Genomic DNA, 12,978 nt, shown 5'->3' on the forward strand with positions numbered 1-12,978 from the left:
CGATGGCGTCTGTACTGTCGATACATTCATCGACTGACAGACCGAATCGCGGGCAAGCGCGCTCCTACAGGTCATAAGCTGGTGCAGAAATCACGGACACAAAAAAGGAGACCCGAAGGTCTCCTTTTTGTTGAGCCAGAACCGCTTAGAACAACACGCGGCTACGGATCGTACCTTTGACGTGTTGCAGCTTTTCTTGAGCCAGATCGGAATACTCGGCATCGACATCGATAACCACGTAACCGACTTTCTCGTTGGTCTGCAGGAACTGACCGGAAATGTTGATACCGTTTTCGGCGAAGACCTTGTTGATCTCCATCAGCACGCCCGGGATGTTCTCGTGGATGTGCAGCAGGCGGTGCTTGCCAGGGTGAGCAGGCAGGGCCACTTCAGGGAAGTTGACCGAAGACACCGACGTACCGTTGTCGCTGTATTTGACCAGCTTCTCAGCCACTTCCAGACCGATGTTGGCCTGAGCTTCGGCGGTGGAACCACCGATGTGCGGGGTCAGGATCACGTTGTCGAGGCCGCGCAGCGGGCTTTCGAAGATGTCATCGTTGGAGCGAGGCTCAACCGGGAACACGTCGATAGCCGCACCGATCAGGTGCTTGTCCTTGATGGCGTCCGCCAGGGCGTCCAGTTCAACGACCGTACCGCGAGCGGCGTTGATCAGGATGCTGCCCTTCTTCATCGCACGGATTTCTTTCTCGCCAATCATCCACTGGGTGGACGGCAGCTCAGGCACGTGCAGCGAAACGATGTCAGCCATACCCAGCAGTTCGGTCAGGCTGGTGACCTGAGTCGCGTTGCCCAGTGGCAGCTTGGTCAGCGGGTCGAAGAAGAACACCTGCATGCCGAGGCTCTCAGCCAATACGGACAGCTGAGTACCGATCGAACCGTAGCCGACGATGCCCAGTTTTTTGCCACGGATCTCGAAAGAGTTGGCAGCGCTTTTGATCCAGCCGCCACGGTGGCAGGATGCATTCTTCTCCGGGATGCCGCGCAGCAGCAGGATCGCTTCTGCCAGCACCAGTTCGGCGACCGAGCGAGTGTTGGAGTACGGCGCGTTGAACACTGCAATACCGCGCTCGCGGGCCGCGTCCAGATCAACCTGATTGGTACCGATGCAGAAGCAGCCGACCGCGACCAGTTTCTTCGCGTGATCGAACATTTCTTCAGTCAGTTGGGTGCGAGACCGGATGCCGATGAAGTGAGCGTCGGCGATCTTTTCTTTCAGTTCGGCTTCCGGCAGAGACTTGGTGTGGTACTCGATGCTGGTATAACCGGCTGCCTTGAGGACATCCACAGCGGATTGATGGACGCCTTCGAGAAGAAGGAACTTGATCTTGCTCTTGTCGAGGGAAGTCTTGCTCATCTGCTTTAACCTGTGTCCCGGAGAAATTTGGCAGTAAGTGAAGCGGTCGCGAATCGGGCCGTCAGCTCGATTGGCGGGGGGCGTATGCTAGCATATGCACCCCGCGAAACCCCATTCCTGGACGTGAAGCGTTCTCAGGATGACCATGAATTGTTCGAGAGTTCTGTCGATGATCCATTCTGCGCTGGTAGATGAACTGAAGACCCTGGTTGAGCCTGGAAAAGTGCTGACCGATGCCGCATCCCTTGAGACTTACGGCAAGGACTGGACCAAACAATTCACACCTGCGCCCGTTGCCATCGTCTTTCCCAAGACCATCGAGCAGGTTCAGGCCATCGTCCTGTGGGCCAATGAACACAAGGTCGCGCTGGTCCCGTCTGGCGGCAGAACCGGGCTGTCTGCGGCAGCGGTCGCGGCCAATGGGGAAGTGGTGGTTTCGTTCGATTACATGAATCAGGTGTTGGAACTGAACGTCACCGAGCGCACAGCTCGCGTCCAGCCGGGCGTCATCACCCGGCAACTGCAGAACCTGGCGGAAGAAAACGGCCTTTACTATCCGGTGGATTTTGCATCGTCGGGTTCCAGCCAGATTGGCGGCAATATCGGCACCAATGCTGGCGGGATCAAGGTTATTCGCTACGGCATGACCCGCAATTGGGTCGCTGGCCTGAAAGTGGTGACTGGCAAGGGCGACATCCTTGAGTTGAACAAGGACCTGATCAAGAACGCGACCGGCTACGACATGCGCCAGTTGTTCATCGGAGCTGAAGGCACGCTGGGCTTTGTCGTCGAAGCCACCATGCGCCTTGATCGCGCGCCCAAGAACCTGACGGCGATGGTGCTGGGCACTACCGATTTCAACTCGATCATGCCGGTGCTGCACGCCTTTCACGGCAAGCTGGACCTGACGGCGTTCGAATTCTTCTCTGACAAGTCGTTCGCTCGCGTCATGGCACGCGGTGATGTGCCGTCGCCCTTCGATACGCCTTGCCCGTTCTATGTGCTGCTGGAATTCGAGGCCACCACCGAAGATCTGGCCAATGAAGCATTGGCGACGTTCGAGCATTGTGTCGAGCAGGGCTGGGTGCTGGATGGCGTGATGAGCCAGAGCGAGCAGCAACTGAAAAACCTGTGGAAGCTGCGCGAATACATCTCCGAAACCATTTCCCACTTCACGCCCTACAAGAACGACATCTCGGTGACTGTGTCGAAAGTGCCGGCGTTCCTGGGTGAAATCGATGCGATCGTTGCCGAGCACTACCCCGATTTCGAGGTGCTCTGGTACGGCCATATCGGCGATGGCAACCTGCACCTGAACATCCTCAAGCCTGAGGCCCTCGACAAGGAAGAGTTCTTCGTCAAGTGCGCCAGGGTCAACAAATGGGTGTTCGAAACCGTTCAGAAATACAACGGCTCGATTTCCGCCGAGCATGGTGTAGGCATGACCAAGCGTGATTACCTGACGTACAGCCGCTCGCCGGTGGAAATCGAATACATGAAAGCCATCAAGGCGGCATTCGATCCGAACGGCATAATGAACCCCGGAAAAATCTTCGCTGTTTAATTGGCCGTCACTATTTATAGTGGCGTGACCACAACGAGACCAAGGAGCCGCCATGAGCTATCAGCATAAGTATGTCGACGGAACGAGTATCCACTTTCCTATGGGCAAGGCGGTTTGCGTAGGTCGCAACTACGCCGAGCACGCCAAGGAACTGAACAACGCCGTGCCTACCGAGCCACTGCTGTTCATCAAGCCAGGCAGCGCCGTTGTTGCGCTGGAAGGTGGTTTCACCATCCCGGCCGATCGTGGCGCAGTGCACTACGAAGCTGAAATTGTCGTGCTGATCGGCAAGCCGTTGACCAAGAACCCGACCCGCGAAGAAGTGCTGGACGCGATTTCCGGTTTTGCTCCCGGCCTGGACCTGACCCTGCGGGATCTTCAGACCAAGCTGCGCGACAAGGGCTATCCATGGGAAGAAGCCAAGTCTTTCGACGGTGCCGCTGTTATCGCTCCGTTCGTACCGGCTGAAACCTTCTCCGACCTGACAGACATCGGCATTCGCTTGACCATCAATGGCGAAGTCCGCCAGGACGGTAACAGCCGCGATATGCTCAACCCTATCGTGCCAGTGATTCAGCACATGGCAGCCTGCTTCTCGCTACAGGCCGGTGACGTCATCATGACCGGCACTCCGGCAGGCGTTGGCCCGCTGTTGGCTGGCGATGAGCTGGTGATTGAGCTGGTTGGTCAGAAAGCCTTCGAAAGTAGCGTTCGCTGATTACCAAAGCGTGACTAAAAGCCGTCTGCGATGCGCATCGCAGGCGGTTTTTATGTTTTTTACCGCCTGAATTGAACAATTGGCGTTTTTTTCACAATTGATCTGGATAATCCGGCCTCCAGTTCCCCGCTTGGGGCACTGTGCCATCGGATGTTATCCATACTCGGGAACGCTCATGACCAACCCTTCATCGTCGACCAAAACGTCACGTCGCCTACCTCGCCCGCGCTGGTACGTCTGGCTGTTGCTGGTTGTGGTGATTGGCGGCGTCGTTGCCCATGTAATGCATTGGGATGATCGTGGTCGGCTGTGGCTGGGTGAGCGCTTTCAGAGTCTTGCCGATCGCAAAGCCAGTGTCTGGCTGCCTGACTACGTCGTCGACATCGACGCCAAACCGCTTCCTGGCATGGAGGACGATGAAGCGTCGGATGTGTCTTATAACCCGGTGACCAAAACACTCTTTGCGGTCATGGGCAAGCATCCGTTTCTGGTTGAATTGACCCTCAAGGGCGATGTGCTTCGCAAGATCCCGCTGGTGGGGTGGAGTAATCCTGAGGCGGTTGCGGTGATGGAGAATGGCTTCATGGCTATCAGCGATGAGCGCCAGCATCACCTGACTATCGTCAAGGTCACGCCGGAAACCACCACCCTGAACATCGCTGATTTTCGGGAGTATGACCTCGGTCCTTCCGATAACAAGAATAAAGCGTTCGAGGGCACTGCCTGGGATCCGCGTCGCCAGCAATTGCTGCTGGGGGAAGAGCGCCCCGCTGCGATATTCACTTGGGAAAGCGATGGTAGCGACGTCTTGAAAGGTGAGAAGCAAAAGGTCGAGAGCAAGTCTCTGGATATGCGCAATCTCTCCTCGTTGACCGTTGAGCCCCGCACCGGGCACACCCTGGCCCTGTCCGCAGACTCACACATGCTGCTGGAACTGGATGAAAACGGCCAACAGGTCAGCTTCATGACCTTGCTGGGTGGGTTCAACGGTCTGAAAGACACCATCCCGCGTGCTGAAGGCGTAGCGTTTGATGACGACGGCAGCCTTTACATCGTCAGCGAGCCGAACCTGTTTTATTCGTTTAAAAAGAAGTAGGTCAGCTTCTGTCGAGCTGCCTGTAGGAGCTGCCGCAGGCTGCGAACTGCGGTGCATCAGATGAAACGCCTTCGCAGCCTTCGGCAGCTCCTACAGGGGCATTGTGTGTGATGGCTCGTCGCCATTAAGCTTCAATTCATATTCGCATGGTATCCATGCTATCCGCCTGAACCTCGAGCAACCTGAATGCGCCTGCTTCTCTCCCGAAAAATTCTCATACCTCTGGTCATTCTTCTCACTGTAATGGCGTTTTTTGCGGGTCGTGAATATCGCGTCGTTGAACGTGCATCCTTCAACTGGAGGATTTTGTGGCAGGGTGAGGACGCTCAGGCTATCGGCCTGGGGGGCTATAAAGTCGTCATAGAGGCTCAGCCCATTGCAGGCCTTGATTCGGATGCATCGGCGCTGAGCTATGATCCAGATCGTAAAAGCCTGTTCACGGTGACTAACAAAGATGCCCAATTGGTTGAATTAAGCCTGGATGGTAGAACGCTGCGCCGCATTCCCCTGACAGGGTTCGGTGACTCGGAGGCGGTCGAATACATCAGCCCTGGCGTTTATGTCATTAGCGATGAGCGCAAGCAGCGCCTGATCAAGATCCACGTTGATGATGAAACCACTTTTCTGGACGCCAAAGATGCCGAGCAACTGACACTGGGTATCGGCTCTGGTAATAACAACGGCTACGAAGGCTTGGCGTATGACACGAAAGGCCAGCGCCTTTTTGTCGCCAAGGAGCGTCGACCGGTCCAGATAATCGAGGTGCGCGGCTTCCCGTATGCAAACGTCGAAACGCCCAATGTAGAGGTGTCTTCCGACTCCCGGCGTAATGCAGAGATATTTGTGCGGGATATCTCCAGCCTGCAGTTTGACGAGCGCAGCGGGCATTTACTCGCGCTGTCGGATGAGTCCCGACAAATCGTTGAGCTCGATACCAAAGGCCGGGCGGTTGGGAATGTTTCGTTGAGCCAGGGTTCGATGGGCCTTCGCAAAACCGTACCCCAGGCTGAAGGCATCGCCATGGATGACGAAGGTACCCTTTACGTAGTGAGTGAGCCCAATCTGTTTTACGTGTTCAAGAAGCAGTAAAGACAGACGGCATTGTAATGTCCGGTGGGAGCGAATTCATTCGCGAAGAGGCCAGACCTGACACATATATGTATATGCCAGACCGCCTTCGCGAATGAATTCGCTCCCACAGGGATTGCATTTAGCCTAAAGCCAGTAGTTGTTTGAGGCTGCGCTTGTTCTTCAACGCGTCAGCGTCTTGACCCCTTCACTCGTCCCCAGCAGCAGCAAGTCTGCAGGGCGCGCAGCAAACAGGCCGTTGGTCACAACGCCAACGATGGCATTGATCTGGCTTTCCAGTTCGGCAGGATTGGTGATGTTCATGTTGTGCACATCAAGAATGATATTGCCGTTATCGGTCAACACGCCTTCGCGATAAACCGGGTTGCCGCCCAGTTTTACCAGTTGGCGGGCCACGTGGCTGCGTGCCATCGGAATCACTTCAACGGGGAGCGGGAACGCGCCCAGCACGGGCACCAGCTTGCTGGCGTCGGCGATGCAGATAAAAGTTTTGGCTACGGCCGCAACGATCTTCTCACGGGTCAGTGCTGCGCCGCCGCCTTTGATCAGGTTCAGGTGCTCATCGCTTTCATCGGCGCCATCGATATAGAACTCCAGATCGCTGACAGTGTTGAGTTCGTAAACCGGAATGCCGTGGCCCTTGAGGCGTGCAGCAGTGGCTTCTGAGCTGGCAACCGCGCCGTCGAAGGCGCCTTTGTGCTGGGCCAATGCATCAATGAAGCAGTTGGCAGTGGAGCCGGTACCGACGCCGACGATGCTTTTGTCGTCCAGTTTCGGAAGGATGAAGTCCACGGCGGCCTGCGCCACGGCTTGTTTGAGTTGATCCTGGTTCATGCGGGCTCCACGGATGCCGAATGGTCCGGTAGGAGCGAACTTGTTCGCGAGGGGCCAGGTCTGCGTACACAGGCACGACGTCTCGCGAACAAGTTCGCTCCTACCGGTAATGTGTAAAAGGGCGCGCATTATAGCGACATGCCAGCGCCAAAGCCCCGTGATTCGTGTGGTCGCGCATCGGAGCGCGGGTTAGACTTCCCGTCCTTGCCCTTTCGCCAGTGATGTCGCCGTGATGCTTGAACAGTACGTCAAAAAAATCCTCACCTCCCGCGTCTACGATGTCGCCGTGGAAACCCCGTTGCAGGGCGCTCGTCAGTTGTCCGAGCGGCTTGGCAATCAGGTGCTGCTCAAGCGCGAAGACTTGCAGCCGGTGTTCTCGTTCAAGATTCGTGGCGCGTACAACAAACTGGCGCAGCTAAGCCCGGAAGAACTGGCCCGTGGCGTAGTGACAGCGTCGGCAGGCAACCACGCGCAAGGTCTGGCACTGGCGGCGAAAACCCTAGGCGTTGAAGCGACTATCGTGATGCCCAAGACCACGCCTGAAATCAAAGTCGAAGGCGTGCGTTCCCGGGGCGGCAAAGTGGTACTGCACGGCGATTCCTTCCCTGAAGCACTGGCTCATTCGCTGGAGCTCGTCGAAGAAATGGGCTTCGTTTACATCCATCCCTATGACGATCCAGACACGATTGCCGGGCAAGGCACCGTGGCCATGGAGATTCTGCGCCAGCATCAGGGGCCGCTGGACGCGATTTTCGTCCCGGTGGGCGGCGGTGGTTTGATCGCCGGTATCGCGGCTTACGTGAAATACCTGCGGCCGGAGATCAAGGTCATCGGGGTCGAGCCGGATGATTCCAACTGCCTGCAGCAAGCCATGGCGTACGGCGAGCGCGTTGTGCTGCAGCAGGTCGGTCTGTTTGCGGACGGCGTGGCTGTGGCGCAAATTGGTGAGTACACCTTCGACATCTGCAGGCACTACGTCGACGAAGTGATCACGGTCAGCACCGATGAAATCTGCGCGGCGATCAAGGACATTTACGACGACACCCGCTCGATCACCGAGCCGTCAGGGGCCCTGGCGGTGGCGGGGATCAAAAAGTATGTCGAGCAGGAAGCCGTCAGCGGCCAGACCTTCGTCGCCATCGACTCAGGTGCCAACGTCAACTTCGACCGTTTGCGTCATGTGGCCGAGCGCGCCGAACTGGGTGAAGGCCGCGAAGCCATCATCGCCGTGACCATTCCCGAGCAACCGGGCAGCTTCAAGGCGTTCTGCGAAGCCATCGGCAAGCGCCAGATCACCGAATTCAACTACCGTTACCACACCGACCGCGAGGCGCACATTTTCGTCGGCGTACAGACGCATCCCTATACCGACCCACGGAAAGATCTGATCACCAGCCTCACCGAACAGGATTTCCCGGTGATTGACCTGACCGACAACGAACTGGCCAAGCTGCACATTCGGCACATGGTCGGCGGGCATGCCGAGCGGGTCAGCGACGAAGTGGTATTCCGCTTCGAATTCCCGGAACGCCCGGGTGCGCTGTTCAACTTCCTCAACAAGCTGGGCGGGCAGTGGACGATTTCCATGTTCCATTACCGTAACCATGGCGCGGCGGATGGCCGTGTGGTCGCGGGGCTGGTGGTGCCAGAGGATGAACGGCATCTGGTCCCGGCGGCACTGGCCGAGATTGGCTACCCGTATTGGGATGAGAGCAAGAATCCGGCGTATAAGCTGTTTTTGGGGTAGGACTGACACGCGCAGGTCTATCCCTGTGGGAGCGAATTCATTCGCGAAGGCATTGGTGTAGACGATGAAATGTTTCGACTGCACCGGCCTCTTCGCGAATGAATTCGCTCCCACAGGTAATCTGCGTTAAACCAACGCCTCAACTGGAACCAACAGAAAATGGACCATCTCACCGCCCTGAAAACCCTGCACATCTCGGCGACGGTGCTATTTCTGCTCAGCGCCCTCGGTTTGACCATCTGGCTGATCAAAGGCCGCAGGGCAGGGTTTACCACCAACCACACCCGCTTGTTGCTGCGTCCTAGGCTGTTCGCCTGGATCCTGATGGTGTTATGTCTGCTGACCATGCCGATCACCGGCTGGTGGCTGGCACACCTTGTTGGCTGGCCGCTGGGGCAAACCTGGGTGCTGGGCAGCAGCGTGCTTTACACCTTCGGCGCTTTGAGCTGGCTATGGCTGGTGGTGCGCCTTAACAAGCTCCGAATTGATCCAGCCAGAGGGGGGTTAAAGTTCACCCTGGCGCTGGCGATTTTTACGGCCGTCTGTTTCATCGCCATTGCCGGTTTGATGGGGGCGAAGCCGGTTTGACAGGCGACTTCTTTGGAATGCCATCCTTTGTGGGAGCAGGGCTTGCCCGCGATAAGGCTGACTCGGTTCACTTAAGATCGCGTCCACCCTTATCGCGGGCAAGCCCTGCTCCCACAGGGAAGTGCATCCCACAGAGACCATTGCAAAGCCACAAATCATCCGCGTAGCGTAATCACCGGCCAGCCGCGACTTTCAGCCTCGGCACGCAATTTCGGGTCTGGGTCCACGGCTACCGGGTTGGCAACCTTTTCCAGCAGCGGCAGGTCGTTGAGCGAGTCGCTGTAGAAATAGCTGTCTTCCAGGCTGAACTGGTTTTCTTCCAGCCAACGGTTCAGACGTGTCACTTTGCCTTCGCGGAAGCACGGCACATCGGTGGTGCGTCCGGTGTAGCGACCGTCGACCATTTCGCATTCGGTTGCCAGCAGTGTCTCGATACCCAGACGCTCAACGATTGGTCCGGTAACGAAGCGATTAGTCGCGGTAATGACAACCAGTTTGTCGCCTGCCTCGCGATGTTTGGCGATCAGTTCCAGCGCCTTGGGAAGAATGATCGGTTCGATGCAATCACGCATGAAATCCCGATGCCACGCGTCTAGCTGGGCCATCTCGGTGCTGCCGAGGATTTCCAGGCTGAAGTTCAGGTAGTCGGTCAGGTTCAGGGTCCCGGCCAGGTAATCCTGATAGAACTCGTCGTTGCGGGTTTTGTAGGTCGCGGCGTCAAGAATGCCGCGTCCGCACAGGTAATCACCCCAGGCGTGGTCGCTGTCGCCACCCAGAAGCGTGTTGTCGAGGTCGAATAAAGCCAGGCGCATGCGGTTACTCGCTGAAATTGCTGAAAAAAGAGCACCAGAATACGAGGTTTTCACAACTCTTCACATAACCTGCTAAGCCTCGTTGCTGCTTTGATCGGCTTTGTGGAACAATGCGGTGACATGCGTTTGCGAGGTTGTTGCCGTGATCGACCCCGATGGTTTCCGTCCTAATGTCGGGATAATTCTGACAAACGACTCCGGCCAGGTCCTATGGGCTCGGCGAATCAACCAAGATGCCTGGCAGTTTCCACAGGGTGGTATCAACCCTCAGGAGACGCCGGAAGACGCGCTTTATCGTGAGTTGAACGAAGAAGTCGGGCTTGAACCTGAGGATGTGCAGATTCTTGCCTGTACTCGGGGTTGGTTGCGCTATCGTTTGCCGCAACGTCTGGTCAGGACGCACAGCCAACCGCTGTGTATCGGCCAGAAGCAAAAATGGTTTCTCCTGCGCCTGGTCTCCAACGAGCAGCGGGTGCGGATGGATTTGACCGGGAAACCGGAGTTCGATGGCTGGCGATGGGTCAGCTATTGGTATCCGCTGGGTCAGGTGGTGACATTCAAGCGCGAGGTGTATCGACGCGCACTCAAAGAGCTTGCCCCGCGCCTTTTGTCGCGCGACTGACACGGAGTTCGACCCCGAGCCATGCTCAATACGCTGCGCAAGATCGTCCAGGAAGTTAACTCCGCCAAGGATCTCAAGGCGGCGTTGGGGATTATTGTGTTACGCGTCAAAGAGGCCATGGGCAGCCAAGTCTGCTCGGTCTATTTGCTCGACCCCGAAAGCAACCGCTTTGTGCTGATGGCTACCGAGGGCCTGAACAAGCGCTCCATCGGCAAAGTCAGCATGGCGCCGAACGAAGGTCTGGTTGGCCTCGTGGGTACCCGTGAAGAACCGCTGAACCTCGAAAACGCCGCTGATCACCCCCGTTATCGCTACTTTGCCGAAACCGGCGAGGAGCGTTATGCGTCGTTCCTTGGCGCGCCGATCATTCACCATCGTCGTGTGGTGGGTGTACTGGTTATCCAGCAAAAGGAGCGCCGCCAGTTCGACGAGGGCGAAGAAGCCTTCCTCGTGACCATGAGCGCGCAACTCGCTGGTGTTATCGCCCACGCTGAAGCCACTGGCTCGATCCGCGGTCTGGGTCGTCAGGGCAAAGGTATCCAGGAAGCCAAGTTCGTCGGCGTCGCCGGCTCTCCCGGGGCGGCTGTGGGCTTTGCGGTGGTCATGCTGCCACCTGCGGACCTCGAAGTGGTCCCGGACAAAACCGTTACAGACATCAAAGCCGAGCTTGCCCTGTTCCAGACTGCCCTTGAGGGCGTGCGCAGCGACATGCGCGCATTGTCTGCCAAGCTTGCCAACCAGCTGCGCCCTGAAGAGCGCGCCTTGTTTGATGTTTACCTGATGATGCTCGACGACGCCTCGCTGGGCAGCGAAGTGACCAATGTCATCAAGACTGGCCAGTGGGCGCAGGGCGCATTGCGCTCGGTGGTCAACGAGCACGTCAAACGTTTCGAATTGATGGACGACGCCTATCTGCGCGAGCGTGCCTCGGACGTCAAAGACCTGGGTCGTCGCTTGCTCGCGTACTTGCAAGAGGCGCGGCAACAGACGCTGGTGTATCCGGACAACACGATCCTTGTCAGTGAAGAGCTGACGGCTGCCATGCTGGGCGAAGTTCCGGAAGGCAAGCTGGCGGGTCTGATTTCGGTACTCGGCTCCGGCAACTCCCACGTAGCGATCCTCGCCCGAGCCATGGGTATTCCCACGGTCATGGGCGTGGTCGATCTGCCTTATTCCAAGGTCGACGGCATCGAACTGATCGTCGACGGCTACCACGGTGAAGTCTTCACCAACCCCAGCGATGCCATGCGCAAGCAGTTCGCCAAGGTCGTTGAAGAAGAGCGTCAGCTGTCCCAAGGCCTGGACGCGCTGCGCGAGCTGCCTTGCGTCACGCTGGACGGCCATCGTATGCCGCTGTGGGTCAACACCGGCTTGCTGGCTGACGTGGCTCGCGCGCAACAGCGCGGCGCGGAAGGTGTGGGGCTTTATCGCACCGAAGTACCTTTCATGATTCAACAGCGTTTTCCGAGCGAAAAAGAGCAACTGGCGATTTATCGCGAGCAACTGGCAGCCTTCCACCCGCTGCCGGTCACCATGCGTAGCCTGGATATCGGTGGTGACAAAGCGCTGTCTTACTTCCCGATCAAAGAAGAGAACCCGTTTCTGGGCTGGCGCGGTATCCGCGTCACCCTCGATCACCCGGAAATCTTCCTGGTGCAGACCCGTGCCATGCTCAAGGCCAGTGAAGGCTTGAACAACCTGCGGATTCTGCTGCCGATGATCTCCAGTACCCACGAAGTGGAAGAAGCGCTGCACTTGATTCACCGGGCTTGGGGCGAGGTACGCGACGAAGGTACCGATGTGCCGATGCCGCCTGTAGGCGTGATGATTGAAGTACCTGCTGCTGTGTATCAGACCCGCGATCTGGCGCGTCAGGTGGACTTTCTGTCGGTAGGCTCCAACGACCTGACTCAATACCTGCTGGCCGTGGACCGCAACAATCCACGGGTGGCCGATCTCTACGACTACCTGCACCCCGCAGTTCTGCAGGCTTTGCAGAACGTGGTGCGCGATTCTCATGCCGAAGGCAAGCCGGTGAGCATCTGTGGCGAAATGGCCGGTGATCCTGCTGCTGCGGTGTTGTTGATGGCGATGGGCTTCGACAGCCTGTCGATGAACTCCACCAACCTGCCGAAAGTGAAGTGGATGCTACGTCAGATCCATCTTAGCAAGGCCAAGGAGATACTGGCGCAACTGATGACCAACGATAACCCGCAAGTGATCAGCAGCTCCCTGCAACTGGCGCTGAAGAATCTGGGCCTGTCGCGGATGATCAATCCGGGGTCTGTGAAAGGGCATTAATCGCGGTCAATTTGTTGGAGCGTGGCTTGCCCGCGAAGAACGATGACACGGTATGCCTGGCATACCGAGGTGTTTGATTCGCGGGCAAGCCTCGCTCCAACAGGCATCAAACGGTTAGCTCCACCTCACCCAATCTCCCGCCATACGGCCCGTTCAACGAAGTATTGGCTGCCGTCAGCATTGACGATCAAGCACAGAGCAGTGGGTGCATTAGTTCTTGGCTTGAAATGCT

At 57.3% G+C, this 12,978-nt stretch carries 11 protein-coding genes; 8 read left to right on the forward strand and 3 right to left on the reverse strand.

Translation table 11 applies throughout. The features are described from left to right. Positions 1 to 145: 145 nt before the first annotated feature. Positions 146 to 1,375 (reverse strand): phosphoglycerate dehydrogenase, encoded by a 1,230-nt coding sequence (gene serA, locus KDX30_RS28685; protein WP_027900684.1) that lies wholly within the window; start codon positions 1,373 to 1,375, stop codon positions 146 to 148. Positions 1,376 to 1,544: 169 nt separating this feature from the next. Here serA and KDX30_RS28690 point away from each other — a divergent pair, with 169 nt between their 5' ends. The 4 genes from KDX30_RS28690 (at position 1,545) to KDX30_RS28705 (ending at position 5,842) form a co-directional block, all read left to right on the forward strand. Further along, positions 1,545 to 2,939, forward strand: a complete 1,395-nt coding sequence (locus KDX30_RS28690) for an FAD-binding oxidoreductase (protein ID WP_122394627.1) — start codon at positions 1,545 to 1,547, stop codon at positions 2,937 to 2,939. 52 nt (positions 2,940 to 2,991) lie between these two features. Next, positions 2,992 to 3,657 carry a fumarylacetoacetate hydrolase family protein gene (locus KDX30_RS28695; protein WP_027900682.1) on the forward strand — a complete coding sequence of 222 codons (666 nt, stop codon included), beginning with the start codon at positions 2,992 to 2,994 and terminating at the stop codon, positions 3,655 to 3,657. A 175-nt stretch (positions 3,658 to 3,832) separates the two neighbouring features. After that, the gene (locus KDX30_RS28700; RefSeq protein WP_231678181.1) at positions 3,833 to 4,753 is read left to right on the forward strand and encodes an SdiA-regulated domain-containing protein; all 921 of its coding nucleotides are present in this window, start codon (positions 3,833 to 3,835) and stop codon (positions 4,751 to 4,753) included. Between the two features lie 186 nt (positions 4,754 to 4,939). Continuing rightward, the gene (locus tag KDX30_RS28705; RefSeq protein ID WP_406644020.1) at positions 4,940 to 5,842 is read left to right on the forward strand and encodes an SdiA-regulated domain-containing protein; all 903 of its coding nucleotides are present in this window, start codon (positions 4,940 to 4,942) and stop codon (positions 5,840 to 5,842) included. A 162-nt stretch (positions 5,843 to 6,004) separates the two neighbouring features. Here the strand turns inward: KDX30_RS28705 and rpiA are convergent, their stop codons facing one another. After that, positions 6,005 to 6,676 carry a ribose-5-phosphate isomerase RpiA gene (gene rpiA / locus KDX30_RS28710; protein WP_231678182.1) on the reverse strand — a complete coding sequence of 224 codons (672 nt, stop codon included), beginning with the start codon at positions 6,674 to 6,676 and terminating at the stop codon, positions 6,005 to 6,007. Positions 6,677 to 6,908: 232 nt separating this feature from the next. Here rpiA and ilvA point away from each other — a divergent pair, with 232 nt between their 5' ends. Further along, entirely contained in the window at positions 6,909 to 8,423 is a 1,515-nt protein-coding gene (gene ilvA / locus KDX30_RS28715) for a threonine ammonia-lyase, biosynthetic (RefSeq protein WP_231678187.1), read from the forward strand. A 159-nt stretch (positions 8,424 to 8,582) separates the two neighbouring features. Continuing rightward, entirely contained in the window at positions 8,583 to 9,011 is a 429-nt protein-coding gene (locus tag KDX30_RS28720) for a DUF2269 family protein (RefSeq protein ID WP_231678183.1), read from the forward strand. A gap of 155 nt (positions 9,012 to 9,166) precedes the next feature. Here the strand turns inward: KDX30_RS28720 and KDX30_RS28725 are convergent, their stop codons facing one another. Continuing rightward, positions 9,167 to 9,823 carry a histidinol-phosphatase gene (locus KDX30_RS28725; protein ID WP_231678184.1) on the reverse strand — a complete coding sequence of 219 codons (657 nt, stop codon included), beginning with the start codon at positions 9,821 to 9,823 and terminating at the stop codon, positions 9,167 to 9,169. Positions 9,824 to 9,965: 142 nt separating this feature from the next. Here KDX30_RS28725 and KDX30_RS28730 point away from each other — a divergent pair, with 142 nt between their 5' ends. Together KDX30_RS28730 and ptsP are read left to right on the forward strand one after the other, a co-directional pair. After that, positions 9,966 to 10,445 (forward strand): RNA pyrophosphohydrolase, encoded by a 480-nt coding sequence (locus tag KDX30_RS28730; RefSeq protein ID WP_027898512.1) that lies wholly within the window; start codon positions 9,966 to 9,968, stop codon positions 10,443 to 10,445. Positions 10,446 to 10,466: 21 nt separating this feature from the next. Further along, on the forward strand, positions 10,467 to 12,746 hold the full coding sequence (gene ptsP / locus KDX30_RS28735) for a phosphoenolpyruvate--protein phosphotransferase (protein ID WP_231678185.1): 2,280 nt from the start codon (positions 10,467 to 10,469) through the stop codon (positions 12,744 to 12,746). Positions 12,747 to 12,978 lie beyond the last annotated feature (232 nt).

The organism is Pseudomonas quasicaspiana, from assembly GCF_021147825.1.
Taxonomy (GTDB): Bacteria; Pseudomonadota; Gammaproteobacteria; order Pseudomonadales; family Pseudomonadaceae; genus Aquipseudomonas; species Aquipseudomonas quasicaspiana.